The organism is Bacillus sp. JK62 (assembly GCF_053663455.1).
In genome coordinates this window covers 124,850-151,680 of the sequence record NZ_JBSJQA010000004.1, presented here as the reverse complement: position 1 = coordinate 151,680, position 26,831 = coordinate 124,850, and the positions used below count along the sequence as shown (strand labels likewise).

Annotated in this window: 29 protein-coding genes and 2 riboswitches; of the genes, 9 read left to right on the top strand and 20 right to left on the bottom strand. The window is 45.6% G+C overall.

What is annotated here, in order from left to right; genetic code table 11:
- Positions 1-10: 10 nt before the first annotated feature.
- From ACWJJ4_RS11955 to ACWJJ4_RS11930, 6 genes are all read right to left on the bottom strand, one after another.
- Entirely contained in the window at positions 11-271 is a 261-nt protein-coding gene (locus ACWJJ4_RS11955; protein WP_003154690.1) for an aspartyl-phosphate phosphatase Spo0E family protein, read from the bottom strand.
- 280 nt (positions 272-551) lie between these two features.
- Positions 552-1,088 carry a 1,2-dihydroxy-3-keto-5-methylthiopentene dioxygenase gene (locus ACWJJ4_RS11950; RefSeq protein ID WP_069473373.1) on the bottom strand — a complete coding sequence of 179 codons (537 nt, stop codon included), beginning with the start codon at positions 1,086-1,088 and terminating at the stop codon, positions 552-554.
- Positions 1,089-1,103: 15 nt separating this feature from the next.
- The gene (locus ACWJJ4_RS11945) at positions 1,104-1,733 is read right to left on the bottom strand and encodes a methylthioribulose 1-phosphate dehydratase (RefSeq protein WP_069473372.1); all 630 of its coding nucleotides are present in this window, start codon (positions 1,731-1,733) and stop codon (positions 1,104-1,106) included.
- A complete protein-coding gene (gene mtnX, locus ACWJJ4_RS11940) occupies positions 1,691-2,395 on the bottom strand; it encodes a 2-hydroxy-3-keto-5-methylthiopentenyl-1-phosphate phosphatase (protein WP_146283587.1) in 705 nt (234 codons plus the stop codon). The genes ACWJJ4_RS11945 and mtnX overlap by 43 nt, the downstream gene beginning before the upstream one ends.
- Positions 2,392-3,606 carry a 2,3-diketo-5-methylthiopentyl-1-phosphate enolase gene (gene mtnW, locus ACWJJ4_RS11935; protein ID WP_146283588.1) on the bottom strand — a complete coding sequence of 405 codons (1,215 nt, stop codon included), beginning with the start codon at positions 3,604-3,606 and terminating at the stop codon, positions 2,392-2,394. The genes mtnX and mtnW overlap by 4 nt, the downstream gene beginning before the upstream one ends.
- An 80-nt stretch (positions 3,607-3,686) precedes the next feature.
- Positions 3,687-3,786, bottom strand: a riboswitch (SAM riboswitch).
- A 60-nt stretch (positions 3,787-3,846) separates the two neighbouring features.
- Complete coding sequence (locus ACWJJ4_RS11930; protein WP_094246995.1) at positions 3,847-5,019, bottom strand: pyridoxal phosphate-dependent aminotransferase; 1,173 nt, start codon at positions 5,017-5,019, stop codon at positions 3,847-3,849.
- Between the two features lie 92 nt (positions 5,020-5,111).
- On the opposite strand from ACWJJ4_RS11930, the gene ACWJJ4_RS11925 reads away from it, so the two are divergent.
- The 3 genes from ACWJJ4_RS11925 to mtnA all read left to right on the top strand — a co-directional run bounded on the left by ACWJJ4_RS11925 (position 5,112) and on the right by mtnA (position 8,501).
- The gene (locus tag ACWJJ4_RS11925) at positions 5,112-5,891 is read left to right on the top strand and encodes a carbon-nitrogen family hydrolase (protein WP_167860087.1); all 780 of its coding nucleotides are present in this window, start codon (positions 5,112-5,114) and stop codon (positions 5,889-5,891) included.
- A gap of 91 nt (positions 5,892-5,982) precedes the next feature.
- A riboswitch (SAM riboswitch) is annotated at positions 5,983-6,138 on the top strand.
- A gap of 110 nt (positions 6,139-6,248) precedes the next feature.
- Positions 6,249-7,433 carry an S-methyl-5-thioribose kinase gene (mtnK, locus tag ACWJJ4_RS11920; protein WP_102421845.1) on the top strand — a complete coding sequence of 395 codons (1,185 nt, stop codon included), beginning with the start codon at positions 6,249-6,251 and terminating at the stop codon, positions 7,431-7,433.
- 6 nt (positions 7,434-7,439) lie between these two features.
- Positions 7,440-8,501: an S-methyl-5-thioribose-1-phosphate isomerase gene (gene mtnA / locus ACWJJ4_RS11915; protein WP_003154704.1), complete on the top strand. Its 1,062-nt coding sequence runs from the start codon at positions 7,440-7,442 to the stop codon at positions 8,499-8,501.
- A gap of 241 nt (positions 8,502-8,742) precedes the next feature.
- Here mtnA and ACWJJ4_RS11910 read toward each other — a convergent pair whose 3' ends face one another.
- Both ACWJJ4_RS11910 and ACWJJ4_RS11905 read right to left on the bottom strand, forming a co-directional pair.
- On the bottom strand, positions 8,743-9,240 hold the full coding sequence (locus ACWJJ4_RS11910; RefSeq protein ID WP_070081717.1) for a methylated-DNA--[protein]-cysteine S-methyltransferase: 498 nt from the start codon (positions 9,238-9,240) through the stop codon (positions 8,743-8,745).
- Entirely contained in the window at positions 9,237-11,456 is a 2,220-nt protein-coding gene (locus ACWJJ4_RS11905) for a PAS domain-containing sensor histidine kinase (RefSeq protein WP_070081716.1), read from the bottom strand. Before ACWJJ4_RS11905 ends, ACWJJ4_RS11910 begins: the two co-directional genes overlap by 4 nt.
- A 255-nt stretch (positions 11,457-11,711) precedes the next feature.
- Between ACWJJ4_RS11905 and ACWJJ4_RS11900 the strand changes: the two genes are divergently transcribed.
- Positions 11,712-12,734, top strand: a complete 1,023-nt coding sequence (locus ACWJJ4_RS11900; protein ID WP_128574873.1) for an acyltransferase family protein — start codon at positions 11,712-11,714, stop codon at positions 12,732-12,734.
- A 41-nt stretch (positions 12,735-12,775) separates the two neighbouring features.
- Here the strand turns inward: ACWJJ4_RS11900 and ACWJJ4_RS11895 are convergent, their stop codons facing one another.
- From ACWJJ4_RS11895 to htpX, 4 genes are all read right to left on the bottom strand, one after another.
- Positions 12,776-12,946 (bottom strand): hypothetical protein, encoded by a 171-nt coding sequence (locus ACWJJ4_RS11895; protein WP_003154711.1) that lies wholly within the window; start codon positions 12,944-12,946, stop codon positions 12,776-12,778.
- 1 nt (position 12,947) lies between these two features.
- On the bottom strand, positions 12,948-13,622 hold the full coding sequence (locus ACWJJ4_RS11890) for a DUF421 domain-containing protein (protein WP_165408971.1): 675 nt from the start codon (positions 13,620-13,622) through the stop codon (positions 12,948-12,950).
- A gap of 95 nt (positions 13,623-13,717) precedes the next feature.
- Positions 13,718-15,070 (bottom strand): TrkH family potassium uptake protein, encoded by a 1,353-nt coding sequence (locus tag ACWJJ4_RS11885; protein ID WP_014304894.1) that lies wholly within the window; start codon positions 15,068-15,070, stop codon positions 13,718-13,720.
- 159 nt (positions 15,071-15,229) lie between these two features.
- Entirely contained in the window at positions 15,230-16,123 is an 894-nt protein-coding gene (gene htpX, locus ACWJJ4_RS11880) for a protease HtpX (protein WP_007407207.1), read from the bottom strand.
- 148 nt (positions 16,124-16,271) lie between these two features.
- Between htpX and ACWJJ4_RS11875 the strand changes: the two genes are divergently transcribed.
- Both ACWJJ4_RS11875 and ACWJJ4_RS11870 read left to right on the top strand, forming a co-directional pair.
- A complete protein-coding gene (locus ACWJJ4_RS11875; protein ID WP_025851714.1) occupies positions 16,272-16,973 on the top strand; it encodes a DUF1836 domain-containing protein in 702 nt (233 codons plus the stop codon).
- Between the two features lie 134 nt (positions 16,974-17,107).
- On the top strand, positions 17,108-17,302 hold the full coding sequence (locus ACWJJ4_RS11870) for an alpha/beta-type small acid-soluble spore protein (protein WP_003154717.1): 195 nt from the start codon (positions 17,108-17,110) through the stop codon (positions 17,300-17,302).
- A gap of 6 nt (positions 17,303-17,308) precedes the next feature.
- Here ACWJJ4_RS11870 and ACWJJ4_RS11865 read toward each other — a convergent pair whose 3' ends face one another.
- From ACWJJ4_RS11865 to ACWJJ4_RS11850, 4 genes are all read right to left on the bottom strand, one after another.
- Positions 17,309-18,487 (bottom strand): anti-sigma-I factor RsgI family protein, encoded by a 1,179-nt coding sequence (locus ACWJJ4_RS11865; RefSeq protein ID WP_071391927.1) that lies wholly within the window; start codon positions 18,485-18,487, stop codon positions 17,309-17,311.
- Positions 18,484-19,239, bottom strand: coding sequence for an RNA polymerase sigma factor SigI (sigI, locus tag ACWJJ4_RS11860; protein ID WP_003154719.1), 756 nt, complete (start codon positions 19,237-19,239; stop codon positions 18,484-18,486). Before sigI ends, ACWJJ4_RS11865 begins: the two co-directional genes overlap by 4 nt.
- A 276-nt stretch (positions 19,240-19,515) precedes the next feature.
- Complete coding sequence (locus ACWJJ4_RS11855; protein WP_025851720.1) at positions 19,516-20,298, bottom strand: TerC family protein; 783 nt, start codon at positions 20,296-20,298, stop codon at positions 19,516-19,518.
- Positions 20,299-20,544: 246 nt separating this feature from the next.
- Positions 20,545-21,114, bottom strand: coding sequence for a DedA family protein (locus ACWJJ4_RS11850; protein ID WP_025851722.1), 570 nt, complete (start codon positions 21,112-21,114; stop codon positions 20,545-20,547).
- A 662-nt stretch (positions 21,115-21,776) separates the two neighbouring features.
- Between ACWJJ4_RS11850 and ku the strand changes: the two genes are divergently transcribed.
- Together ku and ACWJJ4_RS11840 are read left to right on the top strand one after the other, a co-directional pair.
- Positions 21,777-22,658, top strand: coding sequence for a non-homologous end joining protein Ku (gene ku, locus ACWJJ4_RS11845; RefSeq protein ID WP_025851726.1), 882 nt, complete (start codon positions 21,777-21,779; stop codon positions 22,656-22,658).
- A 2-nt stretch (positions 22,659-22,660) separates the two neighbouring features.
- A complete protein-coding gene (locus tag ACWJJ4_RS11840; RefSeq protein ID WP_176283289.1) occupies positions 22,661-24,496 on the top strand; it encodes a DNA ligase D in 1,836 nt (611 codons plus the stop codon).
- 9 nt (positions 24,497-24,505) lie between these two features.
- On the opposite strand, the gene ACWJJ4_RS11835 is transcribed toward ACWJJ4_RS11840, so the two are convergent.
- The 4 genes from ACWJJ4_RS11835 to ACWJJ4_RS11820 form a co-directional block, all read right to left on the bottom strand.
- On the bottom strand, positions 24,506-25,060 hold the full coding sequence (locus ACWJJ4_RS11835) for a YkoP family protein (protein WP_077722120.1): 555 nt from the start codon (positions 25,058-25,060) through the stop codon (positions 24,506-24,508).
- 178 nt (positions 25,061-25,238) lie between these two features.
- Positions 25,239-25,703, bottom strand: coding sequence for a MarR family winged helix-turn-helix transcriptional regulator (locus tag ACWJJ4_RS11830; RefSeq protein WP_007610911.1), 465 nt, complete (start codon positions 25,701-25,703; stop codon positions 25,239-25,241).
- Between the two features lie 142 nt (positions 25,704-25,845).
- Entirely contained in the window at positions 25,846-26,028 is a 183-nt protein-coding gene (locus ACWJJ4_RS11825) for a Fur-regulated basic protein FbpA (protein WP_003154731.1), read from the bottom strand.
- Positions 26,029-26,116: 88 nt separating this feature from the next.
- A complete protein-coding gene (locus ACWJJ4_RS11820; RefSeq protein WP_003154733.1) occupies positions 26,117-26,272 on the bottom strand; it encodes a hypothetical protein in 156 nt (51 codons plus the stop codon).
- Between the two features lie 194 nt (positions 26,273-26,466).
- Here ACWJJ4_RS11820 and tnrA point away from each other — a divergent pair, with 194 nt between their 5' ends.
- Complete coding sequence (gene tnrA / locus ACWJJ4_RS11815; RefSeq protein ID WP_003154734.1) at positions 26,467-26,799, top strand: MerR family transcriptional regulator TnrA; 333 nt, start codon at positions 26,467-26,469, stop codon at positions 26,797-26,799.
- Positions 26,800-26,831: the final 32 nt, after the last annotated feature.

Genomic DNA, 26,831 nt, shown 5'->3' with positions numbered 1-26,831 from the left:
TTATCATCAATCATTTGTTTGCTTCATATGCAGGCATGACGTCACCGCGGGAGAACAAGCCTATTTTCTTCACAAGGCCCTGTATTCCTTGGTGATGTGTACGATCACGGTTTACCAGCTGCTGATACGCGTTCATCAGACAGTCCAGTTCCTGGCTGTGCCTGATCGTGTCATATCCTGTAAACCCTTGCCTGTTAGCCGCATCTATCATCATTTTTCTTTTTTTATCAATAGATACAAGCAATTTTTCTTGTTCAGAATAACTGCCCATTCACTTCACCCCTCACCGCTAAAAGAATAGGAAACAAGTTTGATTGGGTTATTGAGCATTATTACAGATTATACTTTATTTGTAAACATTTTTTTACTAAATAACTTATTTTTTCATTTCATATTGGAATCTTTAGCATGAATACGAGAATAATACCCATTCAGGTAATGATATAAACAGAATGCGGCATATTCAAGATTTAAAAAACAGCCACAGCTGACTTTATATTACAATAAAAAACCTCTCATGCCGGCGGGGGCATGAGAGGTTCGGGCGTCTATCAGTTTTGCACACTTTCATTTTCGTAAATCGGCACCCAGCCCTCTGTCGTCACGAAAATTCGGATTGCGACGACCCGGCGGTCTTCCTGAAGCGTAAAGTAGTGGCGGATGTTCTCCGGAACTGAAATCAAATCTCCCGGATTTAAACGGACGTCGAAAAATGTGCCGTCTTTGCCTTGAATGACGAAGATGCCGTGTCCGCTGACGATAAAGCGGACTTCATCATCCGTGTGGTGATGTTCTCTTTGGAAATTTTTTAATAATTCATCAAGATTCGGCGTGGTATCTGATAAAGAAATGACATCCTGAGACTGATATCCGCGCCGGGCTGAAATATCCTGAATCTCCTTGTCAAACACTGCGAGAATCCTTTCTTTTTCATCTTCTGTCAGATTGTATTTCTCCGAAAGCTCAGACGGAAGTTTTTCAATGTTCCACTGCTCATAGATCACCTCTTGTTCGTCTAAGAAGCGCGCTACTTCTTCCTGTTTTTCAATGAGCGTATTCTTTTCGTCATGAATTCTGATGGTCGCCATTTTCTATTCCTCCTTTTATTTTACTAGCTGCGGCCGAAGTGACAGAAGCTTGAGGTGGCAGCTGAATAAAAATTCATAGGCTTCCAGCACCCTTTTCGCTTCAAATGCGGTCCGCCCCCATGCCGTAATGCCGTGATTGCGGATTAACACCGCGCCTGAGCCGGCGTCCGCATGGTGCGCGAAGCTTTCGGCTAATGCCGGGATGTGCGCCGGGTTGTCAATGATCGGAACGGTCACGGACGCGTTTTCCTCCCATAATCCGAGCGCCTTAATCATCTCCTGCCCCTGAAAAGTGATTTGTTTTTCATCCCCGTAAAGCTCTGAGATGACATTATTATTGACGGTATGGACATGCAGACAGCAGCCTGCGTCTGTCTTTTGGTATAAGTAAGTATGGAGAAGCGTTTCCGCTGAAGGTTTTAAAGAATGGCCGGTCTCAGCGGGCTTCCCGTTCTCATCGATTAAGAGAAAATCTTCGTCTGTTTCTTTTCGTTTGTCTTTTCCGCTCGCCGTAACGAGGAAAGTCAGCGGCGCGTCGGATACTTTGATGGAAAGATTCCCGCTCGTTGCCGGGAACCAGTCTCTTTCGGCCAGCTCGCGCTTTACCTCGGCAAGTTCGCGCCAGCGTTCTTCTTTTGCAGCCATGCCTGCACCTCCCCGATGTTTTCAATGCCTGTTCTCACCTCATGAAAATCTTGAAAAGGCAGATGCCGGAGGCCGAGTTCTTTGCATTCAGTCAAAAGATAATCTCTCGCAAAACACATATCGGATAACTTTGCAGCCTCGACATCCGTGACCGAATCACCGATCATAATGAGAAATTTCTGCTGATCGGACAGCTTCCGGATGACTGACGGTTTGCAGCAGCCGCATTGATTGGTGCAGCCTCCGTCACAGGCGTGCGGCCAGTCTATATGAATATATTCATTGTCAAAGGATGCATGATTGCAGAAAATCCGCTCCTTTTCTACGATCCCTTCCAAAAGCGGATGCACAAAAAAGTCCATTCCTCCGCTTACGATATAAAACGGGAGGCCGTTTGACCGGACAAACGAGACAAAATCCAAAAAGCCGTCCCGTATTTTCGCATCCTTCAGAATAAAGCCGGTCAGTTCTTCTTTTAAGCTGCTCGGCAGCAGTCCGAACATCCGGCCGACCCCTTCTTGGATTGATATGCTTTTAGACAGAACACCGTCTTTTAATTCAAGCCACTCAGGAGGCGCGAATTCTTTCATCATGCTGACAATGTTGTCGTTCATGGTGACCGTGCCGTCGAAATCACAAATAATCAGCGGTGTGCGGGTCATACGGCTTCCACCCTTCCCCATTTGTCTAATGCGAGCTGAAGATCTTTGCACGACGCGGCTTTTTCTTCAATCGGCTGCGCTTCAAGCACCGCATCAATGATGGCGCGGAACGCTTTTCCGCCGCCCTCGGCTCCTTTCGGATGGCCGTGAATGCCACCGCCGGCATTGATGATGTGATCGATGCCGAAATCGCGCATCAACAATGGCACCATACCGGGGTGAATGCCTGCTGACGGGACGGCAAACGACGGATGAAAGACATCGTCTTTTACACATTCATCATGGATTGCAAGCGCGGACTCCTTCGGAAGAGCAACGGATCCGTAAGGTGACGGAAATAAGCTGAAATCAGCGCCGCAATAGCGGTTCAGCTTGCCGAGCAAAAGCGCATGCGACAAGCCGTAAACGGGAGATGATGTGAACGCGCCGCTGACTGCCGGATGCGCCATGATCGGAAGCGGGATTTCCCTGTCTTCGGCAAGGCTCTGCATCACATCTAAACCGTAAGCGAACACATTCAATAAAAGCGCGTCCGCCCCGAGTTCTGCCGCGCGCCTCGCTTTATCCCGCAGTTCAGCGGTCCTTCCCGTAAGGTTTACGGCATACAGCGTTTTATGCCCCGTCTCCTCCCGGGTTTCCTTCAGGACTTGTTTTCCTGCGATAATGCGGGTTTCAAACGGAGCCAGTTCATTTTCAAAGAAAATTTCGTCATCTTTAATCAGATCCACGCCGCCGAGCGCCTGCTGTCTGAGCTGTTCTTTAATGTCGGCGAGATCCCGTCCGATCACGCCTTTAAATATGCTCATCAGAAGCGGTCTTTCAAATTCGCCCAGCAGTTTGCGGATGCCGTATATACCGAATTTCGGCCCGGGAAGGGAGCGTTTAAACCCTTCGGAAAATTCAAGATCAGTCAATTTTATTTTTCCGTCCAGTGACAGCTTTCCGAATACCGTCGTCAGGACGGCCGGAATATCTCTTGAAAAGTTCGCCTCAGGATAGGCGATAGTGATGACGGATTGTGTTTCGTTTTCTGAGGTTCCTTCTTTCTCCTCAACTTTTACGACCCGGCCTTTATGTTTTCTGAGCTGTTCCTGCTTCACCAGGGGCAGGTCAGTCCAGGAGCCTACCGTCAGCCCCGCCGCAATCTGTTCCGCCCGCTTTTCACTGTCCGTTGTGTTTGTCAGAAGATATGTTGCCAATACTTCGCTCATGCGTGAACGCCTCTCTTTCTTTCACAAAACATAAAAAACCTCTTCCGTATGAGCAGAAAGAGGCTTCGTGTTATGTCCGAATCTTATCTCTCAGCTCCTGCTGCAAGAATTAGCACCGTGCTTTATCAGTCGGTTGCCGGGCTTCATCGGGCTCGTCCCTCTGCCTGCTCTTGATAAGAATAATGATTTTATAAAGTATTTTGAATTATCGCATTGTTATCCTGATATGTCAATGCTTTTTCAGGTGAAAAGATTCAGTTTCCCGATCCGTTCCGCAGCTTCTTTAAGTCTTTCTTCACTTGTCAGAAGACCGACTCTTATATAGCCTTCCCCCCATTTTCCGAACCCGTTTCCGGCAGCGACGGCGACATCCGCTTTCTCGAGCAGCAGATCTGAAAACGACTGTGACGTATAACCGTCGGGCACAGGGAGCCATGCAAAAAAGGAGCCCGCCGGAGCCGTCACATCCCAGCCGATACCGCGGCAGGCTTTAATCCATGCATTGCGTCTTGATTCATATCTGTCATTTTGCGCTGCGACGCATGCCTGATCCGCTAAAAGAGCGGCTGCCGCCGCCTGCTGCGCCGCGGGAAACAGGCTGACAAACATATGATCCTGATAAAGGTTGATCGCTTCGATAACAGAAGCGTTTCCGACGGCAAATCCGACCCGCCAGCCCGCCATATTATACGTTTTGGACAAGGTATAGATTTCGATTCCCGTCTCTTTTGCGCCTTCCGTCTGTAAAAAGCTCAGCGGTTTATGCCCGTCAAAACCGACGGCTCCGTACGCGAAATCATGAACGACACAAATGCCGTTTTGTTCCGCAAAACCGACCGTCTCCTCAAAAAACGCCTCAGTCGCCACAGCGCCGGTCGGATTATTCGGATAATTGAGATACAGCATCTTCGCCTCGCTCCGCACCTTTTCAGGAATTACGCTGTAATCAGGGAGAAACCCTCTTTCTTCCGTCAGCGGCATCATTTCCATTTTCGCTTTCGCAAGGGCGACGCCCGACCAGTAATCAGGATATCCGGGATCAGGCACCAGAATGGTATCTCCCGGGTTTAAAAGACATTGCGGAAGCTCAACAAGTCCCGCCTTGCCTCCGAACAGCACGGCGACTTCCGTTTCCGGATCAAGCGTGACCCCGTACTCCCTTTCATAAAATGCAGCGGCTGCTTTTTTGAAGCTGTAAGCGCCCCGGAATGAGGAGTATTTATGATTTTCCGGCCTTTCGACGGCACGCTTCATTTCTTCAACGATATGCTGAGGCGTCGGCTGATCAGGGTTTCCCTGCCCTAAATTGATGACGTCTCTGCCTTCTTTCAGCTTTTGATTCACTTTTTGCACCAATGATGCGAAAAATTGTTCCGGCAGCTGTTTGAGTACATCTGAGATTTCAAAGTTCATATTTTTCACCTTCTAAAAATGTCTTGAAATGATAGTCCATCATCATATATGGTTAAATAAAAAAAGTAAAGAGAAACTTGAGGTGTTAAAAAATGAAATGGACCGTTTCCTGTTTGCAATTTGATATTTCATACGGAAATCCTTCAGAAAATTTTAAAAAAGCAGAATCTTTGATTGAGCAAGAAAGCCGCCATGCGGATGTAATCGTGCTTCCTGAGTTGTGGACGACCGGCTATGATCTCACACGGCTAGACCAGCTGGCGGATGAAAACGGCAAAGTTTCGAAACAGTGGCTTAAAGAAACGGCAAAAACATACAACGTACACCTCGTTGCCGGATCTTTTGCGGTCAAAGAAGGCGAAGATGTCTATAACACCATGTACATCGCCGATAACAGCGGACAGATCGTGAAGCGGTATCAGAAAGCCCATCTGTTTCAGCTGATGGATGAACACCTTTACTTGTCAGCAGGAAACAGCGACGGTTCCTTTGAGCTTGACGGTGTCAAGTGCGCCGGGCTGATCTGCTATGATATCCGTTTCCCCGAATGGATCAGAAAGCATACGTCCCAGGGCGCGAATGTCCTGTTTATCTCTGCGGAATGGCCTCTGCCCCGCCTTGATCATTGGCGAAGCCTGCTTATCGCCAGAGCAATTGAAAACCAATGTTTTGTCGCAGCCTCTAACTGCACGGGGTCCAATCCCGATAATGAATTTGCCGGCCACAGCCTGATTATTGACCCGTGGGGCCGGATTTTAGCCGAAGGAGACCGGACGGAAGGCTCAGTCCGGGCGGAAATTGATGTGTCAGAAAGCGCGGCCGTCCGCGGAACCATTCCGGTTTTCCAAGACTTGCGGCGTGATTTATATTAATTTTCAAAAAAACGTTGACAAGAATATCCGGCACCTGCTAATATTTTCATCAACTGATTAATCCGAATTGTGATACAAATCAATATATTTTCTCTTATCGAGAGTTGGGCGAGGGAATTGGCCTTTTGACCCCAACAGCAACCGACCGTAATTCCATTGTGAAATGGGGCGCGTACATTTTGCGCCGAGACGATTGTCTCATAAGGCACGGTGCTAATTCCATCAGATGTTATCTGAGAGATAAGAGGCGGACTGCACTGTTTCAGCCTCCTTCTCTTTCAGAGAAGGAGGCTTTTTTTTCGGGCGTATTCTCCGTCACGATCTCTTACTACCACTACATAATTGGAGGGTAAATCCATGTCAGCAACTAAAACAAGTCTTTATGAACAATTAACAGAAAGCTCCGCCGCCGCGTTAGCTGTCAAGCTCGGCTTATTCCAAAGCAAAAGCACTCTGACATGCCGTGAAATCGGCGACGGCAATTTAAATTACGTCTTCCATGTTTACGATAAAGAAAACCAAAAAGGACTGATTATCAAACAGGCGATTCCTTACGCGAAAGTCGTCGGTGAAAGCTGGCCGCTTACAATTGATCGGGCGAGAATCGAAAGCAGCGCCCTCATCCGCCAGGGCGAACACGTGCCGCACCTCGTTCCGGCCGTTTACTATTCCGATACTGAAATGGCCGTCACGGTAATGGAAGACCTCTCACATTTGCAGATTTCAAGAAAAGGGCTGCTGGAAGGGCAGCATTATCCGAACTTATCGGTTCATATCGGTGAATTTTTAGGGAAAACGCTTTTTTACTCATCCGATTATGCGCTCGATGCGAAAGTAAAGCAGCAGCTCGCAAAGCAGTTTACAAATCCTGAGCTTTGCAATATTACAGAAAGGCTTGTGTTTACAGAACCGTTTCTCGACCATGAGACAAACGATTTTGAAGAGGAGCTGCGCCCATACGCAGAAAAAGTTTGGAACAATTCCCGGCTGAAAGAAGGCGCTGACGAATTGAAAGCCATCTTTCTGAATTCCGCGGAAACATTGGTTCACGGCGATCTGCACACGGGAAGCATCTTCGCCGATGAACTTGAAACAAAGGTGATTGATCCCGAGTTTGCTTTCTTCGGACCGATCGGGTTTGATATCGGCCAATTTATCGCCAATCTGCTGTTAAACGCCCTCAGCCGCGACGGTGACGACAGACAGCCGTTATATGACCATACTGCCGCCGTATGGGATACATTTGTGAAAACATTCAGTGAAGCATGGGAGAAAGACTGCCTGCCTTCCCGCAGACACCTGCTGGAAGACACACTGAAAAACGCGTTTGAAGAAGCGGTCGGTTTTGCGGGATGCGAATTGATCCGGCGCACGATCGGACTCGCCCATGTGGCTGACTTAGATGAAATCACTCCGTTTGACAAACGAATCGAACGGAAGAAGCTGGCGCTTGAGATCGGCGCCTATTATATCGAAAACAGAAAAGAACTGAAGCATATCACCGAGGTTCTGGACCAATTTAAGCTCCGTGTAAAGGAATGATGCAGCATGACCAATGAATTTGCCATCCCCCGTTCTGTGGAATGGAAAGAAACCTACATCCGCATTTTAAATCAGCAAAAGCTTCCCGACGTCACTGAGTATGTGGAACTTGAAACAAAGGAAGATGTATTCGACGCGATTGTCACGCTGAAAGTAAGGGGCGCCCCTGCCATCGGTATAACCGCGGCATTCGGACTCGCGCTCTCCGCCAAGTCATTTGAAGCCCGCGACCTTTCAGATTTCCGACGTCAGTTCGCGGATGTCAAAGCGTATTTAAACAGTTCGAGGCCCACTGCCGTCAACCTCGCGTGGGCGCTTGACAGACTGACGGATTCCATCAGGGATGCGATTTCAATCAATGAAGCGAAGACAACACTCGTTCATGAAGCCATTCAAATTCAGATTGAGGATGAAGAAACCTGCCGAATGATCGGCCAAAATGCGCTGCACCTTTTTAAAAAAGGCGATCAGATCATGACCATCTGCAATGCGGGCTCGATTGCTACAAGCCGGTACGGTACGGCGCTTGCTCCCTTTTACTTAGCGAAACAAAAAGACCTCGGCCTTCATATCTACGCATGTGAAACAAGACCCGTTCTCCAAGGATCACGGCTGACGGCGTGGGAGCTGATGCAGGGCGGAATTGATGTCACCCTCATTACGGACAGCATGGCCGCCCATACAATGAAGGAAAAACATATTTCAGCAGTCATTGTCGGCGCTGACAGAATTGCTAAAAACGGAGATACGGCCAATAAAATCGGAACGTACGGCCTCGCTATTTTGGCAAACGCCTTTCAGATTCCGTTTTTTGTGGCCGCACCGCTTTCGACCTTTGACTTGCAGATTGAAAACGGCGATCAGATTCCGATTGAAGAAAGAGATCCGGATGAAGTCAGACAGATCTCAGGCATACGCACCGCTCCCGAAGATGTGCCGGTCTTCAATCCGGCCTTTGACATCACACCGGGCAGCCTGATTTCAGGCATTATCACCGAGAAAGGAATTGTGACCGGTTCTTACACGGAAGAAATTGAACAATTATTCGCTGACTGCCAGTTGAGCTGAAAAACCGCTGATGATGTTGCCTCAGGCAATCTCAGCGGTTTTTTTGTCTGCACAATGTAATCACTTCATCTTTTTGGGCGGCTGTAATGAGATGCATTTTAAAAAACAGCTCTGCATAACCGGCTATCTTTTGCGGACGGCTCATTTTCATCAGGCTTCGTCCTCCTTTTTCGCCAGACCAACTTTTTTCACTTAATAAAATGATATGTCGGACGCGAAAAAACGGAACGTGCCATATGTTTTATTTTTCTTTATAGGATATTTGTTCGATGTTCAGCAGCACCGCTTTTACATCCGTCTTCGTGCCCGCGTATCCCGTTAAGGCGCTGTTTTTGCCGATTACCCGATGGCACGGGACAAAAATCGGCAGCCGGTTTCGTTTATTGGCTTGTCCGATGGCGCGCACCGCTTTCGGTTTTCCGATCGCTTCAGCCATATCGCCGTAGCTTCGGGATTCCCCGTAAGGAATCATCGTCAGCGCGTTCCATACCTTTTCCTGAAAGGCTGTGCCTTTTTGTCTAAGAGGCAGAGAGAATTGCTTTCTTTCTCCTGAAAAATATGATGCCAGCTGCTGTTTCGCCTCCGACAGCAAAGCGGTTTCGCACGGCTTTACGCCGGGTGCGTCTTTTTGCCATTCCTCAAAATCTTCCCCGGTGAGAAACAGGCCGGTAATAAAGCTCTCTTCCTCTGTTACGATGACGGTTCCAAATGGCGCTTTTACACTTGTAAAACAGATCATTCCCCGCTCCTTCTTTCTTCCGTATTCTGCCGGATCGGAAGTGTCAAATGAAAAACCGTGCCCTTCCCTTCTTCACTTTCCACATGAATGCGTCCCTGATGCTCTTCGATGATTTTATAGCTGACCATGAGACCGAGGCCCGTTCCCCTGTCTTTTGTCGTGTAAAATGGCTCGCCCAGACGTTTTAATTTGTCTTCGGAAATACCCGTTCCTTCATCTTGAAAAGAAATCAAAATGTGGTCTTGATCAGAAGGCTGGATGGTCACATAGATATTGCCGCCGCCCGGCATGACTTCAATGGCGTTTTTTAAAATATTGATAAACACCTGTTTTAATTGATTCGGTTCACAGTAAATCGGCGGGATGTTTCCGGTCAGGTTCAGATGAATCTGCACATTGACAAGATTGGCCTGGGCATTCAAAAGATCAGCCGTGTCTTTCATAATCTGCGTCACGTCTTTTTCTTCATATAATATCGCCTGAGGTTTCGCTAAAATTAAAAATTCAGTGATGATAGACTCGATGCGTTTTAATTCTGAGGTAATGACGTTAAAGTACAGAGAATATTCGCCTTCAATGCTTCCTTGAAGAAGCTGAATGAACCCTTTCAGCGCCGTCATCGGGTTTCTGATTTCGTGGGCGATGCCCGCCGCCAGCTCCCCTACAACATGAAGAGTGTCGGATTTCCGCAGCCTCTCTTCAAGCTCTTTGGCCTCTGTGACATCTTTAAAGATGGCCAGATTCATATTTTGAATGATATTTCTTTTGAAGGAGAATTCCAGTTTGCGGCTGTCACTGCTGCTTAACAGGAAGGGGATTTCATTATCCATTCCTTCTAAATCAATCTTTCTGGCGGGAACACCCGCGTTTTCAATATCAAATAAAGAAAGAATATCCGGAACGGTGTACGCTCTCAGCTCCTCATCCGGCATGCCGAGTATACGGCTTGCGAGAGGATTCGCGTCAATAATACGGAATTGGTTGTCAAATAAGACCTTGCCGTCCATTGAGCCGTTGAATACTTTTCTGAATTTCAGCTCGCTTTCCCGCAATTCTTTTTCCATCCGCTTACGATCGCTGACATTTCTTAAAATGGTTAAATGCTGACCTTCAAGTATGGTTCGTTTTGATGTGAACTCAAGCTCTTTGTATTGGCCGTTTGCCATCTGAAACAGCATTTCTTCACGGATTTCCCCGTATTTTTCATATTTCTTCTTAATCTGCTTGTATTTTTTCTGCGGATCAACGATAAACGTACATAAATTCGTCTCCACCAGCTTATCCATCGGCAGTTCGAAAATGCGGCACGCCGATTCGTTTGCTTTGGCAATCTTTCCGTCATCAGACCAAATGACAATCGCGTCCATGGCGTTTTCAAAAATTTCGCGGAATCGCTCTTCGCTTTTAAAGAGTTTCAATTCCATCAACCGTTTCTCTGTTATGTCTCTCATAATGGACATGTAGAACCCGCTGATTAAGTTGGACGTAATCGTAAATTCAAACAGCTTCTCTTCACCGGACCGAAGCTTGACGGGCAGTTCTCCTTTGGCGTTTCCTTTTCTGCGGAGGGTTTCCCAGATTTCTTTCAGATGCTTTTTGTTTTCTCCGTCGGTAAAATGGCGGAGCGACAGATGGGACAATTCATTCTGGCCGATCTCAAAGCTTTTGCAAAAAGAGAGGTTCGCATCAATAAACCCGCCGTCCTTATCAAACAGCACGATGCCGTCGACAGCCCTGTCAAACAAATCTTTAAACAGCTGCTCGTTCATGGAGAATTCGCGCTCTAATATTTTTTTAGAGGAGATGTCCCTCATCACCACAAAAAAATAATCCTCCCCAATTCCGTCTCTGGCGAGGAATTCAATGTATTTCGTCGCGCCGCTGTCAAGCTTAATCGGCACCTCTTTCCACAGATGGCCTTTTTTTAAAAACCTTTTCACGGCCTTATTCAGTTCTTCCTGAGGCACGGAATATAAAAAGTCCAGGACGGAGCGGTTAATAAGGCTCTCTGCCTCAATCTGCATCATCCGGGCCGCAGCCTCGTTCGCCTGGACGATTTTCATTTCCTTACGGCATATAAAAATGGCATCAAGCGTGTTATTCATAATCACATGATACCGGTTCAATTCACTCTTCAGGCGGTCATTTTCCTCTTTCATCCGCTTCAGCTGCTCTTTCAGCGACTCGTTTGTTTGCAAATCCAGAGTTTCAGCCATTCAGTACACTCCTTCTTCAAAAACCTATCCCTCAATATTTCTACAAAATACCTCATCTTCCTTCATTCGCCCTATACATTTCAGAAAATTTCAATGATATGACAAGTTAAAGTCTTTTTCTACGATCCTTACCTCCCCGTTACATCATCCTAACAATCCCTTTTGTCCTCCTTCAATTTTTTGTTTTTTATTTTAAAATGAACACCAACAGGAAATAATCATGCAGTGGATGATTTTTGAAGAGAAGGTGATGCTATGACAAAATCGCGAGACAGTTACTTTGACAACGCCAAGTTTATCTTGATTTTTCTGGTGGTGTTCGGCCATATCCTCCGGTCATTTATTAACGGAAATGAGTTTATGCTCCATCTCTACAAATTCATTTATACTTTTCATATGCCGGCCTTTATCCTGGTTTCCGGCTATTTCGCAAAAAACTTTAAGCGGAAAGGTTATGTGAAGAAGCTCGCTGTGAAGCTGATTATTCCGTACCTGATTTTTCAGGGCATTTACTCGGTTTTTTACTACTTGATTCAGGATGAAAGCATGACAAGCGTCAATCCGATTGATCCGCAATGGTCTCTCTGGTTTTTAGTCAGCTTATTCTTTTGGAATCTGCTGCTTTATCCCTTTACGAAGCTGCCGAAAATGTGGGCGCTTGGTGTGAGCTGCGGGCTTGCCGTCATGATTGGGTATCTTGATTTTATCAGCAGCACGCTGAGTCTTTCACGGACGTTTGTCTTTCTTCCGATGTTCCTCGTCGGGTTTTATTTGAAAAAACAGCACTTTGATTTACTGCGGGCTAAAAGGGGCAGGCAGATTGCCGCGGGCGTACTGGGGATTGTTTTCCTCTTATGCTGGTGCATTGATTTTGATTACTCGTGGCTGTTCGGATCGGAGCCTTATTCTACATTCGGCACAGTGTCGCTGTTGAGCGGTCTGTCACGGATCGGCTGGTATGTTTTGGCCTTTGCCGCCACTTTCAGCTTTTTGGCGCTCGTTCCGCAAAAGCGTTATTTCTTTACGAAATGGGGTACGAGAACGTTTTACGTGTATCTGCTGCATGGATTCATTATAAAAACGCTGCGGCAGATCGGGCTTGAAGATCACTTGTCTGATTATCAGAATTTAGTCATACTCTTAATGTTAACGGCCGCCCTTACGTCCATTCTCTCCAGCAATGCGGTGAAAACGGCCGCACAGCCATTTATTGAGCTGCGGATAACAGGCTTGCTTCAAGCGGTGAAAGGAACAAGAAACGGTGCTTATTCGAAATAATGCAAAATACCTCTTAAGCGTTGCCGCCTAAGAGGTATTTTTTATTTTTTGCCGTCTTCTTTTTTCTTCGGCTTCGTCTGTTCAAGCGTTTCAATCCATTTTCCGGCGTTATAATCACCGAGCTCGCTTGAAAACTCTTCTTCAAGCAATTTAGGGTCCATCGGCTTTTTATGGTTTTGCATGTCTTTGCTGTGGCGGTTTTTTTTCGTCATGTTACTCGCCTCCTTGTTTGCCGTGTTTTGATTTGCGGTTTGCGCCTCTCAGTCCGGGATCACCGTCATATTGTGTTTTGTATGCATCTTTGTCCATGCTCTCAGTCGGTGTGTTGTTGTTGGTCAAAGCTTCATTCTTTGCTGCTTTGCGTTTCATTTGATTTCCTCCTTCTGTCAGCAAATCTGTTTTGAATTCATTAAGCATTTTTTTTAAGTCGCGCACTGTCACGTTTTTGGCCTCATCAATGAGTTCATAGCCGATCTGTCCGTTCGGCTCAAGCAGCACATATTTAAAATCTTGAATGTCTCCGAGGCCTTCCTGCCTGATCCTCATTGACAGCTGGTCTTCGGTAAAACGCATTTTTTTTAAGTTTTCCGGGATGATTTTTCCGTTTCTGACAACGGCGACGGTTTTTCCTGAAAATAAAAACTCAAAAAAGCTTGATTTGATTTCTAAATATTCCATCAGGATTAACACCACAATAAAAATCGCCGCCGCGAAAATGGTTTCCCATAAATTATGTTCAATAAACGGCTGAATAATAATCGAACCGATCGAAATCATGATGACTGTTTGGGTCACCGACAGCTGGCTGATTGATTTCCGTCCGGCGATCCGCAATAAAAAGGTACCGACCGCTATCATAACTACCGACTTCCAAAATACGGCAAACAATGACGTCACCTCTTTACAAGTAGAATCTCCAAAGAAACTGTTTCCACTCATCCATTTTACGGCAATAAAAAAACACCGCTTTCTGAAAAGCGGTGTCAGCCGATAATCATCCTTTCCTTCGGATAATGATAATTTGCTTCGATTTCTTTTCGGCCGATCAAATAAAGGAAAGTCAAAATGCCGATCCGGCCGATAAACATCACAATCATGATCACACATTTTCCGATATCGCTTAAATGCGGAGTAATCCCGAGCGACAGGCCCGTCGTTCCGAAAGCGGAACACACTTCAAAAAGCAGTCCGAGGAGCGTCTGATTTGTCTCCGTCACGGAAAGAATCAGCGTCGACCCGAACACGAGCAGAATCGCCATCATCGTAACGACCAGCGACTTCATGACATCAGCCTGATGAAGCTCGCGTTTAAAGACCTTGACCGCTTTATTCCCTCTGGCAAAATGAAACAGGGCAAGAAGGTTAAGCGCAAACGTCGTCGTACGGATTCCGCCGCCGACCGAGCTCGGTGATGCGCCGATAAACATGAGGGCGCAGATGAAAAATAATGTCGGCGCCGACAGCTGGCTGATATCAATTGTCGCAAGCCCGCCGCTTCGCGTAGCAGTTGATTGAAAGAGACATAAAAATAAAACATCATGCCAGCTTTTCCCCTTCATAACATGGCTTGCTTCAAGCGCGTAAATGCCCACGGCTCCGAACAAAACGAGCATTCCGAACGTAACGGTCGTAATTTTCGTAAACAGCGTGAATGAGTATCTGCGCTGTTTTGAAAACAAAAAGTCTTTTACTTCTACGAGCACCGGAAAACCGATCGCACCGAAAATAATCAGAAGCATCGTAATAAACTGCACGAAATAGTCATGTCTGAACGGGACGAGTGAATTTCCCGTAATATCAAAACCGCCGTTTGTCGTGGCGCTGACGCTCGCAAAGAATCCGTGCAAGTACGCCTGTTCAAACGAATCATAATACGTTAAAAAATATGTTCCTAAGATGATGCCGCCTAAAAACTCGATTAATAAAATCAAAAACAGCACTTGCTTCATCAGGTTGACGATACCGGAAAACTGCGATTGATTCTGATCCACCATAATGAGCTTCCGTTCCCGCAGACCGATCCGTTTGCCCATAATGAGCCAGACGAATGTTCCGAGCGTCATAATGCCGATTCCGCCGAATTGAAGCACGAAAGCCAAAATGACAATCCCGGCCGTGCTGAATGTATCAGCCGTGTTGACGACCGTTAAACCGGTGACACTGACTGAGCTGACAGCCGTAAACAGCGCGTCTATAAACGACCAGCTGGCCCCTTGTTTGTGGGCGGCCGGCAGACTTAGCAAAATAAATGCCACCGTCACAGCAAGAAAATAATATAATGCAATCAGCTGTGCAGGCGACAAGATCTGTATGAATTTTTTCAGTTTTAATTTCATAAGATAGTTCCTTCTGCCTCTCAAATGTAGTACGTAATTATTCTAATGATATTGGGAGAATTTTTAAAGGTCTTTTTAGAAAGATTTTTCATTACCTTATGTAATTTGCCGATCTTTAAACAAAAAAACCTCTGAAACGATTGTCAGAGGTTTTGTTTATTATTTTGCTTCCAGCCTGCGGATACGCTCATCGAGATCAGGGTGTGTGGAGAACAGTGACGAATGCTTTTTGCCGTTAATTTTTAACGTCTGCACCGCCGTCTGGTCTTCTTCATTCACATGTCCTGTATAAGACTTCAGCGTACGCAGAGCGTGAATCATTTTATCCTTGCCGGCAAGGTCTGCACCGCCGCGGTCAGCGTGAAACTCTCTGTGCCGCGAGTAGGCAAAGACGACAAGACTGCCGAGAATGGAAAAGATAATCTGAAATACGATCATCGCGATAAAATGCACGACCGGTGCGAGGTCTTCTTTGACAAAGCGGCTTGCAACCCATGCCGCGATTCGGGAAAGGAATACGACGAACGTATTGACGATTCCCTGCAGCAGCGTCATCGTGACCATATCACCGTTTGTGATGTGTGCGACTTCATGGGCAAGAACCCCTTCCACCGCAGCATCATCCATCTGCTGCAATAAACCTGAAGAAACCGCGACAAGCGAACGGCGCTTAGAAGGTCCGGTCGCAAAAGCATTGACTTCCGGGGAATGATAAATGCCGACTTCAGGCATTTTCGTCATCCCTGCGGCACGGGACAATCTGTGCACACGGTCAACCAATTGCTGTTCTTCATAGCTGAGTGACTGTTTCTTCGGATTTAACACCCGGACGCCCATCATCGTTTTGGCCATCCATCTGGACATTCCGAGAGAAATAAAAGAACCGACAAAACCGACGACAAGACTGAACACGAGCAATGCCATCAGATCAATGCGGCCATTTTGTATATACGAGCCGACACCGGTAACGCTTGTAATAATCGTAAGCACAATTCCGATTGTCGTAATGACCAAAAGGTTCGTTAAAATAAACAGAAATATTCTTTTCGCCATAATTACCTCCGTCTTTTTTAAGATCAAAAGAACTTATTTAATTAAATTATAAATGATCTGTTTGAAAATGCAACAATTTCGACGTATGATGTTAATGTAATTCTCAGTGATATTAGAAAGTGAACACGTAATCAATCAGAGGTGAACCATGAACACGTTTAAACTGACCCGAACTGATATGGTCCGGCTTCTTTACGCGTTAAAAGGCCAAGGAGACGCAACTCCTCTCCAAATCTTATTGCAATCAGCGGATATGACATTGGATGAAGCGGAAAGCCGTCTGCATATCCCTGAATTTCTGACGAGATTCGAACGAAAAAAAGAGAAAAAGGAATACGGGCTTTCAACTAACGAGATTGTCGAGCTGGGAAATCTGTGCGAGCTGACGTCTTTAAAATCAACCGCCGTCCAAAACTGGGTGAAACGCGATATTAAAGATTTAATCGGCCACCCCTTACTCGGCAAAAAATATACAATTGAACAAGCTGTCATCCTTCTCATTGTACGTGATTTAAAATCAATTTATGACTTCGAACATATACGCGGCATATTAAAAATCGCTTTTAACACGATCACAGACAGATCAGACGACGTCATCAGCCCGATCAGCTACTATGAAAGCTGCGCCCAAGTGATTGATTATCTTCATCATAAGGCAAACCCGCCGATGAAGGAAACGAGCCTGCAGGAGCTCGTTGAAGAGCAGACGGACAAGCTCAAAGGCTGCTTTAAAGAACTCGGAAGCGGACAATGGAACGATATCAGATCCATCATCGCGGTCACGGTGCTCTCCGTTTTGACTTTCCATATTCAAGCCTCAGCCTACAAAATGACCAGCCATTTATTATAATTCATAACGCTTCTTCGCCCCGGTGTCTGCGCCGGGGTTTTTTGCTGTACAACAATTGCCAGCATAATCAATACCGTTCCGTTTGAAACTAAAATGCGTAAACACATCTTGCCAGAGAAAAGGAGATGAAAAAGATGGCGAGCAGAAATAAACTCTTAGTTCCAGGGGCTGAGCAGGCACTTGACCAATTTAAATACGAAGTGGCTCAAGAATTCGGCGTGAACCTTAGCTCTGATACAGCAGCACGCGCAAACGGCTCTGTAGGCGGGGAAATGACAAAACGTCTTGTACAGCAGGCTCAATCACAATTAAACGGGAAAAATCAATAATGCAGCTTATTCGCCGGGACTTCTCGGCGAATTTTGATATTTATCGGCATTCTCCTTTCCGTGCCGGTAGCCGTTCGGATTCCTGCGGTCTGATGAATCTTCATGATGCCGATAGGAGTCCCAATGTTCATTGCGATCATGATTCCGCTGATTCCAGTAATGATTGTAATACTTTTGCTTAGGCTCTTTGTCATTTCCGTTTTCCTGAGGATTTTGTGTTGGGGGCTGCTCTGTTTCCCCATCTTGTTCCTTCTGTGTGTTTTCTTCTGATCCGGAAGCTGCATTTTTGTCGGTTTGCTGACTGCCGTCCTGACTGTCCGGCTTCGCTTCTTCCGTGCCGGGCGTTGTTTCATTGTTTTCCGGCTTCTCTGCTGCCTTTTCTTCATCAGGAGCTGTCTTTTCATCAGCCGCCGGCTTTTCTGTGTCCGGCTGCTTGCTTTGATCAGCGTCTGTTTCGGTATCTTTTTGATCTGTTTCATTGCTGTCGGTTTGCTTTTCAGACTGTTTTTCTTCTGTTTTCTTTTCGTTTCTTCTTATGTAGCTGCCTGTTGACATCCCTTCCTGTTTTGCTTTTTCTCTTGTTTCCATATCAGATTCAAGCGATTGGACCTGGTAGGTGCCCTTATATTTTTCAGTCATGTCAGCCAGCTGTTTTTTAACGCCTTTTTTATATGTATTGTCATCTGTATTTTCATAAACCGTGGAAATTAAAATCTCTTTTGATTCCTTTACATATCCATGCTTGCTGCAATCGGTAATAATATTACTGATGACTTCCTTAAAATCGCTGCTTTTCCAATCTCCGATATCACTGATGACCTGTTTGGCGTCATGGTTCAGCGGTGTCAGTTCAATGACTTCATATTTGCTGTTTAAAGCCATTTCAATGCTGGGATTAATGTCAAGCGTCATATACGCGTAAGCTTTGTTATCAGAAAAAACCGGGAGCAAAATTAAAATAAACAAAATAATAGCAGTCATCGTAAACACTCCCAATTTAAAAGGGCGCAGTTTCAGAAAATCAAAAAAGCTGGCCCTTCTTCCCATACGCGTTTCGCCTTCGAACGTAATTTCCTCTCCGATTTCACAAGTGCGGTGATCATTTTTTGTTTTTAAAAATTGTCCGTCAGGGGTTAGCAACGTGACGAATTTTTTATTTTTCTCTACTATGATCCCTCTTCTCATGAGTGCAACACCCCTTTAAGATAATCTTTTAAATAAATATAATCACCTGTAATAATAATACTCATGGCGATGATATATTTTCGGTTCCGTTCGATCGTTTTTCTGCTGACCGATACGAGCTGCTCCAGCTGTTTGACAGGAAGCTGTTTTTTCTGGTGCAAAATGGACGCCAGCTCTTCATTTTCAACAAGCGTATAGGCTACCTTAATCGCATTCTGCCTCGCATCTGTATGCTTCGGCGATTGTTCCAGCAGCTCTTTAAAAGACAGGCCGTATTCTTTCAGCTGCTTCTGAAAAAAAAGAATTTCTTCCCGGCGCTGTTCCTGCTCTATCTGTTTGCGGTATTCATCAATGGAAAGCTCCGCTTCGATAAGGCTCTGCGAAGATTCCTGGTCGTCGCCTTCCTGCACATCCATATTGATATGCTGAGCGGTTCTTGCTTCTTTTCTGATATAGTCTATCACTTTTCTTTTTATAATCAGCTCTGCAAATGCAAGCAGCGAATTACCTTTTTCAGCCGAATACTTTTCAATGGCTTCGTTAAACGCGATCAGCCCGATGCTGAATTCGTCGTCTTTTTCATCTATATATCGTTTACAAACGGATGAAACCGTCTTCGCGATAAAAGGCTTATATTGCTGTATTAAATCGTTCTGCAGATCTTTGTCGCCTTTTTGTATTTTTTCAACAGATGTTTCAAGCGTTTGCTTCTTTTTTCCCAATTTAAACAAAAGGCTAAGCACTGGTTTCACCTCAGTTCCTCCCTATAACTACTCATAATCATAGCTAATTTAGTAGGGATTCGCAAAGGAAGAAAAAGAGAAATCGATTTCATTTGTCTCAATTATGACAAGCCAATAAGACGTACTATACATGATTTCGTGCCCCCATGCAGAATTAAGGGGGTTTTCTCTGTGTTTTTTGTAACAATGCTGTTATAAAATTGTTATCATATGTCTTAAATGTAAGCGTTTCAAACAAAAAAGGGAACCTGCTTTTTAAAAAGCCAGACTCCCTTTTTGATCATTTTACGCGTGTTCTCTTTTTTCCGATGCCGCGCCGGACTCTGTTTGTTTTGCTCCTGACATAAACCATCCGCAAACCGCAATGGCAGCCAGAACCGCCCAGAAAATGATTTTCCAGGCCGCCGAATGGATGACATCTGCCGGAATTATACCGAGTTCCTCATGGGCCAACGTATAAAGAGCGAGCTTCACGCCTACCCATCCGACAATCACAAATGCCGCCGTTTCAAGGCCCGGCCTGGTTTTCAGTAAGGATACGAACATTGATGCCGCAAAACGCATAATGATTAAACCGATTACGCCGCCGGCTAAAATAACGAGAAACTGACCGCCGTCCAAGCCGCCGATGGCGGGAAGCCGTGTCCCCGGAAGCGTTACGGCAAGCGCGACCGCCGCTAAAATGGAGTCAACGGCAAAAGCGATGTCTGCGAGCTCCACTTTCAAGACAGTCTGCCAAAACCCGCTTTCTTTCTGCTTTTTCTGACCGGCGTTATCTTTGAATACATACCGCTTCAGCAAATGGCTGACCGCAATGTAAAACAGATATAAAGCGCCGACGGCCTGGACCTGCCAAACATTCACCAGAAAAGAAATAGCGAACAGCGACCCGAAACGCAAAATAAATGCGCCCGCCAATCCGTAAAATAAAGCCTTCTTCCTTTGTTTTTCTGGAAGATGCTTCACCATCACAGCCATCACCAGCGCGTTATCCGCCGCCAAAATCCCTTCCAGCCCGATTAAAACAAGAAGAACCCATCCATACTCCAATAATAATGCAAAGTCCAATCCATTCCCTCCGTTTCTTTTTTCTATCATCCGAGCTTATACCGGCGGTTTTTTTACGCAAAAAAGACCTTTGCCGATATAAGGCAAAGGTCTTGCTAGACATGAATGATTGGCATGCCAACAAAGCCGATGGATATGATCCATGAATTGACGACTTTGTTTCCGGAATATCCGGACGCTACTCCCCTTTGGGATTTCAAGAAATATTTGTTTATACGCTCATAATAAAGCCTGTTTCATCATTTGTCAACGCTTAACTTTTTTAACAAATTGAGAAATTTTTTCTGTTTTGATCCGCTGTTTTCTTCTCTTCAAAAACATCCAAAGAACGAGAAGCAACACAATGAATATACCTAGCGGAAGCATATATTGATCGAGAATGGAACCGACGCTTTTCCAATTTTCCCCGAGTTTCATTCCGAGGTATACGTAAGCAAATGTAATCGGCAGCATCGCTGCATATGTATATAGAGAGAACACCCAGATATTCATCTTTGCAATGCCGCACGGCAAAGAAATCAGCGTCCTGACCCCCGGTATAAAACGGCCGCTGAACGCTACCAAACCTCCGTGCTTCTGAAAGAAATCATCTGATTTCTGCAGGGATTCGGGTTTTATCCATATGCACTTTCCATATTTCAGCAAAAACGGCCGACCGCCCAGCCTGCCGATCCCATATAAGACAAGCGGACCTGAAACACCGCCGAGCGAACCGGCAAACACGGCTCCGGCAAGCGTCATATCCCCTTTTGAGACCCAATAGCCCGCAAGCGGAAGAACAATTTCCGCCGGGATGAATTCTATACTGAGCGCCAAAAAAATTCCGGCGTAAGATAAGCTTTTAAACGCTTCAATTATTGATATGATGAAATCTTCGATGATCTATCACTCCCGGCTTACGTCTATATTCTGAAACTTAAGAATGATTTTAACACAAAACCTTGAGGCTGAAATATCTTTTAGACATGCCCGTTATAAATGTGAGTCGTTTCAGATCGGTATAGCGGGAGGGAATGACATGCGCAATACAACATCCCGCCTTTCTCCTGATTGCTCGTCTGGCGGCGGTTACATCACTTAAGATCTCTGGAAAAGTTACCCTTCGCGGTAAGCGGCGGCTGACCGGGATTCAGTTCATATGGGCAGTGCGTTTTGCCGGGATCTTTGCCACCGAATCTGTTTTATGGGAGCGGGAAACTCTCAGTCACTACATGGAAATGTGTGGGCATTTCCCGGGGAATGATTCTGTATACTCTTTTTGATTATCATTGATGATTTTCGGGGACTTCAGCGCTTTAAAGAACTTACCGATTCACTGATTGTAAATAGATGAATAAGAATGCGATTTCCTTTTCAGCCGGGCATTACCGCATGAGGAAATGGAACAGCCGCTCCATGAAGCGCCGCATCACCCATAAGTTGCTACACATGGAACGGACCCGTTTATCCACAATAAAGACAAAAAGGAGTTTTTATTCATGCACACGATGTGGAAGGGTTCGATCAGTTTCGGCCTCGTCAATATCCCGGTCAAGCTCTTTGCGGCCACTGAAGATAAAGATATAAAATTCCGCAGTCTTCATAAAGAAGACCATGCGCCGATTAAATACGAAAAAATCTGCACCGGATGTGAAAAGAGTCTGGAGCCTGATGAAATCGTGAAAGGCTATGAGTATGTAAAAGGGAAATACGTCATTATGACAGACGAAGACTTGAAAGACGTAAAACAGGAACATGAAGAAAAAGCGGTTGAGATTGTTGACTTTGTCCAGCTGCAGGAAATTGATCCGATTTATTTTAACCGATCATATTATGTCGGGCCGGGAGATAACGGCACAAAAGCCTATACACTTCTGCGGGAAGCGCTGAGGACGACGGGTAAAATCGGGATTGCCTCCATTACGATCCGCTCTAAACAGCAGCTTGCAATTCTTCGCGTGTATGACAACTGTATCGTGATGGAATCCATTCATTATCCGGATGAAGTCAGAAATGCCGGACATGTGCCGGGCGTTCCTGAGCAGACAGCCATTAATGAAAAAGAGCTGCAGACGGCGATTACGTTAATTAATGAGCTGACAACCGAGTTTGACCCAGAACAATATGAAGACACATACCGGAAAGCCCTTCTCGCCAAAATTAACGATAAGCTCGAACATGAAGAAGCGGGTGTGACACCTGCTCCTGCCGGCCCGCGAGAAGATGTCATTGATCTTGTCAGCGCGCTTCAGGCAAGCATTGACCGGACGAAGCGGCCGAATCGCGAACAGGCTGCACCGGCACGGACAAAAGACACAGCGTCAGCAGGCGGCGGAGGCAAAAAGCAGAAGACGACCAGACAAAAAGCCGGAACGTCTTAATCATGGTGCTGACGATGCAGCCGATTTTGACCTCTGTACCGCCTGAAGGCAGCGAGTGGCGCTATGAGGTAAAGTATGACGGATTCCGCTGTCTTCTCCGCATAGACGAAAGCGGTGTTACATTAACCAGCAGAAACGGACAGACGCTGACGAATCAATTTCCGGAAATCACGGCTTTTGCGGCCCGGTGTTTTCAGCACATGAAAGACAGGTTCCCCATTACGCTTGACGGAGAGCTTGTCTATTTAATCAATCCGTACAGAGCGGACTTTGAGCATCTTCAAATCCGCGGACGTTTAAAACGGACGGAAGCAATTGAAAGCACCGCTGATAGACGGCCGTGCCGCTTTCTGGCATTTGATCTCCTCGTTCTGGAAGGCGCCGGCACCGTCTCATTACCGTATGTGAAACGGAAGCGCGCCCTTTCCAAGCTGCTTAAAGAAGCAAATCTTCCCGCCTGCCCTCATCACTTAGCGGAAGAAGCGATTCAATACATTCCGGAGCACACTGACTTTAATGCGCTTTGGGACAAGGTCGTCCGCCATGACGGAGAAGGTATCGTAGCCAAAAGGGCTTCCAGCGGCTGGTCGGAAAATAAACGGTCTCCCGACTGGCAGAAGTATAAACATATGAAAACGGCTCACGTGCTATTAACCGGATTCAATCCGAAGAACGGGTATGTGACGGCCTCTGTTTTGAAAGACGGCATCGTCGTCCCGATCGCTTCCGTTTCCCACGGCATGCAGGCGGAAGAAAAAAACGCCGTCAGAACCATTATGGAGACCCACGGAAAAAAACAAAAAAGCGGCGAGTATACACTTGAGCCTTCTATCTGCATGACCGTGCAGTATTTAACCATATTGCAGGACACGCTGCGTGAAGTATCTTTTGTGTCCTTTCAGTTTGAAATGGATTGGACGGAATGCACGTATCAGCAGCTTATCCTCCGCTCTAAAACGCTGCCGCCGAAGCTGCAGTTCACAAGCCTGGATAAGATCGTTTTTAAAAAACGTGAAAAAACGAAAGCAGATTTCCTTAGTTATATGGTAAAAATGAGCGATTTTCTGATGCCCTTTCTTAAAGATCGGGCCGTCACGGTGATCCGTTATCCGCACGGCGCGCCTGGCGAATCTTTTTTTCAAAAAAACAAACCGGACTACACGCCGGACTTTGTCTCAAGCGTGTTTGACGGGAGCCACGAGCACATCGTATGCAGCAGCATACCGTCACTTCTATGGCTGGCTAATCAGCTGGCGCTTGAATTTCACGTTCCGTTTCAGAAAGTTCATTCTGAAAGGCCCGCAGAAATCGTCATTGATCTTGATCCTCCGTCAAGGAATGATTTTCCCATGGCAGTAGAGGCTGCGCATGTGCTGAAACAGCTGTTTGACTCATTCAGCATGACGTCATTCCCGAAGCTCTCCGGAAATAAAGGCATTCAGCTCTACATCCCGCTTTCACCGGAAGCATTCACCTATGAAGAAACCCGTGCCTTCACAATGCTCATCGCCGATTATTGCGTCAGGACGCGCCCGGATCTTTTTACGACAGAGCGGTTTATCAAAAACCGAAACGGCAGGCTCTACCTAGATTATTTGCAGCATGCCGAAGGGAAAACCATTATCGCCCCCTATTCGACCCGGGGCAACGAATTGGGAACGGTTGCGGCTCCCCTTTATTGGAGCGAAGTCAACTCCTCTTTAACACCTGATGATTATACGATCGATACAGTAGTGAACCGCGTCAGGACAGAGGGAGATCCGTTTTATGATTTTTACCGGAATCCGCAGGACGGCCCGCTTTCAATCGTGCTTGAGCAAATCAAGAGAAAGAGCTGACGCTTTTTGTCAGCTCTTTTCAGTCTGATACGTGCACATCAATTTTTCTTTGGAAATAAATAAATAGCAGGAGTAAGGAATGTTTTTGAGGGTGAGCTGTTTTGCAGTAAAGTATAAAATCGGAAGATGGGCCGCTTTCTTAAACAGCCTGTAGCAGCCGCTGGACGGTTTTATCACATCAAAACCGAGTCTCGCCGCTCCTTTATGAAGCATTGTAATGCCGACGACTCCCTTAATCTCGTCTTTCCGTTTATGCCGGTTAATATAATCCGCTAAATGAGGCATGGATTGATATACCTTCTGATATAGCATAATCCCCCTTCTGACCGCGCTTTCAATAGGCTGCAGCTCTTTCAGGAGTTTGACATTATGAAGATGAATCTTAACTAACACGTCGTTTTTTTTAATTCTGGTTCCGTCGCTCAGGATGACTTCTTTTCCTTTATATCTAGTCAAACGGACGCGGAATACATTCGATTGCCGTTTATCAATCAGCGTCAGCCGGGTAAAGAAGAAATAAAGCGGATCAAGTAAGTACCATATAGACAGCAGACAGCTTCTCACATGTTCACCTTCTTTATATTCAAAGCACCCTCATATTTTGGCATGGGGCATGTCACATTATGATTGGTAAATAATGATGCCGCCCTGTATCAGCTTATGCAAAAACCGCGTCAGGCTCTACTGTCCGAAACAGAAAAAAACACTCTTCATGAAGAAGAGTGTCTGTATCCGCTTTCTTTTAACGGAAAAGCAAATGCTGGCTGTGAATTCCCGCTTTTTTCAGTAAGGCTATCAGCTGTTCCTGTTCCTCAGGCATAAGTCCTGAAAACGCTCTCGCAATTCTCAATGAATGAATCGGATAAATTTTATCCAAATACTCGTTTCCTTTATCAGTTAAATGGGCGTAAACAGACCGTTTGTCCTTCGGGTCTTGTTCTCTGACCAAAAACCCGTTTCTTTCAAGCTTGTCGATGACATAGGTGACATTCCCGCTGACAAGCAAAAGACGCGACCCGATTTGCTGAAGCTTTTGCGGTCCTCTCGTATAGAGCAGCTCCAAAACGGCAAATTCAGTCGGATTAAAACCGTGTTCTTTACTGTCGCGGATGCTGTGTTCAGACACACTCTTGAAAGCCCTTGCAAAAACTTTGTACAAATTCATCGAACGCATCACTTCTTCTTCGTTAAATGATAATCTCATCATATCTACCCCGTATTTAAGATTTTTATAAAAAAATAATGTAAACCCTTACAATTCATAAGAGTCGTTCTTTGTTTTATATTCTATTCGTGCCGTTTTTCAGAATTCCTTCTTTTTTATATAAAAAAATACCCTTATACATCATTTAATTTGTATAAGGGTTCCGTTCTTTATAGGGAATGTTCCGAAAAAAATACGCGTATTCCTTTCTCAGCTCCGTAATTGTCATGGAATTAAGTATTTCTTTCGTATAGACTCCGATCTGCAGAAGCTTTTTGGAATAATGGTTTCTCTCTTTATCCAATGCATTTTGAAGCAAACGACTCATGACGGCCTCCTTTGTTTTCCGTTATTCTATGATCAGAATAACGCTTTTATATCAAGGATGTATAAAGCCATTGTAAAACTTCTGTAGATTATGATGTTTTTCGGTAAAGACCGTTCTGGACGGCTCTGAGCAGCGGAAAAGCGTGTTCCCCGGCAAGCTGCATGAACGCCTCCAGCATTTCATCGCGTTTCATATCTAATTCAATGATTTCTTTTGCCAGTGAAACCGCTTTTTCTTTCTCCATTCCTATCCTTCCTCCTCATTGTGTCTGTATAATACAGAATAAAACGGGGCACAGGACCATGCATTAACCTTGTCAATTTTTCTGCCGCTTTTTTTCTAAAATTTTCTATTCCGCGTCAGAAAACCTGACAAGCGTCAGGTTTTTTCTCTTTTTTTCTTATATAATATGAGTAAAAGACATCCAGGGGTGGAAAAATGACGACAGACGAACAATCTTACAAAGATAAAAAAGTAATCTCGATCGGCATTGTAAGCGAATTAACCGGATTGTCAGTCAGACAGATCAGATACTATGAAGAACGGAAATTAATCTACCCGCAGCGATCATCACGGGGAACGAGAAAGTATTCCTTCGCGGACGTTGAGCGGCTGATGGATATTGCCAACAAACGGGAAGACGGCGTGCAGACGGCCGAGATTTTAAAAGACATGCGAAAAAAAGAACAGGCTCTCAAAAACGACCCACAGCTCCGCAAAAAAATGCTGGAAGGACAGCTTAATGCTCATTTTAAGTATAAAAACCGCTGATCAAAAAAGTCCGCCTCCTGTGAGACGGACTT

Coding starts and splice junctions, on each gene's coding strand:
- ACWJJ4_RS11925 (WP_167860087.1), top strand. CDS start 5,112: ATGAAATGGACCGTTTCCTGTTTGCAATTTGATATTTCATACGGAAAT.
- htpX (WP_007407207.1), bottom strand. CDS start 16,123: ATGGCGAAAAGAATATTTCTGTTTATTTTAACGAACCTTTTGGTCATT.
- ACWJJ4_RS11955 (WP_003154690.1), bottom strand. CDS start 271: ATGGGCAGTTATTCTGAACAAGAAAAATTGCTTGTATCTATTGATAAA.
- mtnK (WP_102421845.1), top strand. CDS start 6,249: ATGTCAGCAACTAAAACAAGTCTTTATGAACAATTAACAGAAAGCTCC.
- tnrA (WP_003154734.1), top strand. CDS start 26,467: ATGACGACAGACGAACAATCTTACAAAGATAAAAAAGTAATCTCGATC.
- ACWJJ4_RS11870 (WP_003154717.1), top strand. CDS start 17,108: ATGGCGAGCAGAAATAAACTCTTAGTTCCAGGGGCTGAGCAGGCACTT.
- ACWJJ4_RS11875 (WP_025851714.1), top strand. CDS start 16,272: ATGAACACGTTTAAACTGACCCGAACTGATATGGTCCGGCTTCTTTAC.
- ACWJJ4_RS11945 (WP_069473372.1), bottom strand. CDS start 1,733: ATGGCTGCAAAAGAAGAACGCTGGCGCGAACTTGCCGAGGTAAAGCGC.
- ACWJJ4_RS11895 (WP_003154711.1), bottom strand. CDS start 12,946: ATGACGAAAAAAAACCGCCACAGCAAAGACATGCAAAACCATAAAAAG.
- mtnA (WP_003154704.1), top strand. CDS start 7,440: ATGACCAATGAATTTGCCATCCCCCGTTCTGTGGAATGGAAAGAAACC.
- ACWJJ4_RS11865 (WP_071391927.1), bottom strand. CDS start 18,487: ATGAGAAGAGGGATCATAGTAGAGAAAAATAAAAAATTCGTCACGTTG.
- mtnX (WP_146283587.1), bottom strand. CDS start 2,395: ATGACCCGCACACCGCTGATTATTTGTGATTTCGACGGCACGGTCACC.
- ACWJJ4_RS11950 (WP_069473373.1), bottom strand. CDS start 1,088: ATGGCGACCATCAGAATTCATGACGAAAAGAATACGCTCATTGAAAAA.
- ACWJJ4_RS11830 (WP_007610911.1), bottom strand. CDS start 25,703: ATGATGAGATTATCATTTAACGAAGAAGAAGTGATGCGTTCGATGAAT.
- ACWJJ4_RS11900 (WP_128574873.1), top strand. CDS start 11,712: ATGACAAAATCGCGAGACAGTTACTTTGACAACGCCAAGTTTATCTTG.
- mtnW (WP_146283588.1), bottom strand. CDS start 3,606: ATGAGCGAAGTATTGGCAACATATCTTCTGACAAACACAACGGACAGT.
- ACWJJ4_RS11825 (WP_003154731.1), bottom strand. CDS start 26,028: ATGAGTCGTTTGCTTCAAAATGCATTGGATAAAGAGAGAAACCATTAT.
- ku (WP_025851726.1), top strand. CDS start 21,777: ATGCACACGATGTGGAAGGGTTCGATCAGTTTCGGCCTCGTCAATATC.
- ACWJJ4_RS11820 (WP_003154733.1), bottom strand. CDS start 26,272: ATGGAGAAAGAAAAAGCGGTTTCACTGGCAAAAGAAATCATTGAATTA.
- ACWJJ4_RS11840 (WP_176283289.1), top strand. CDS start 22,661: ATGGTGCTGACGATGCAGCCGATTTTGACCTCTGTACCGCCTGAAGGC.
- ACWJJ4_RS11905 (WP_070081716.1), bottom strand. CDS start 11,456: ATGGCTGAAACTCTGGATTTGCAAACAAACGAGTCGCTGAAAGAGCAG.
- ACWJJ4_RS11930 (WP_094246995.1), bottom strand. CDS start 5,019: ATGAACTTTGAAATCTCAGATGTACTCAAACAGCTGCCGGAACAATTT.
- ACWJJ4_RS11885 (WP_014304894.1), bottom strand. CDS start 15,070: ATGAAATTAAAACTGAAAAAATTCATACAGATCTTGTCGCCTGCACAG.
- ACWJJ4_RS11910 (WP_070081717.1), bottom strand. CDS start 9,240: ATGATCTGTTTTACAAGTGTAAAAGCGCCATTTGGAACCGTCATCGTA.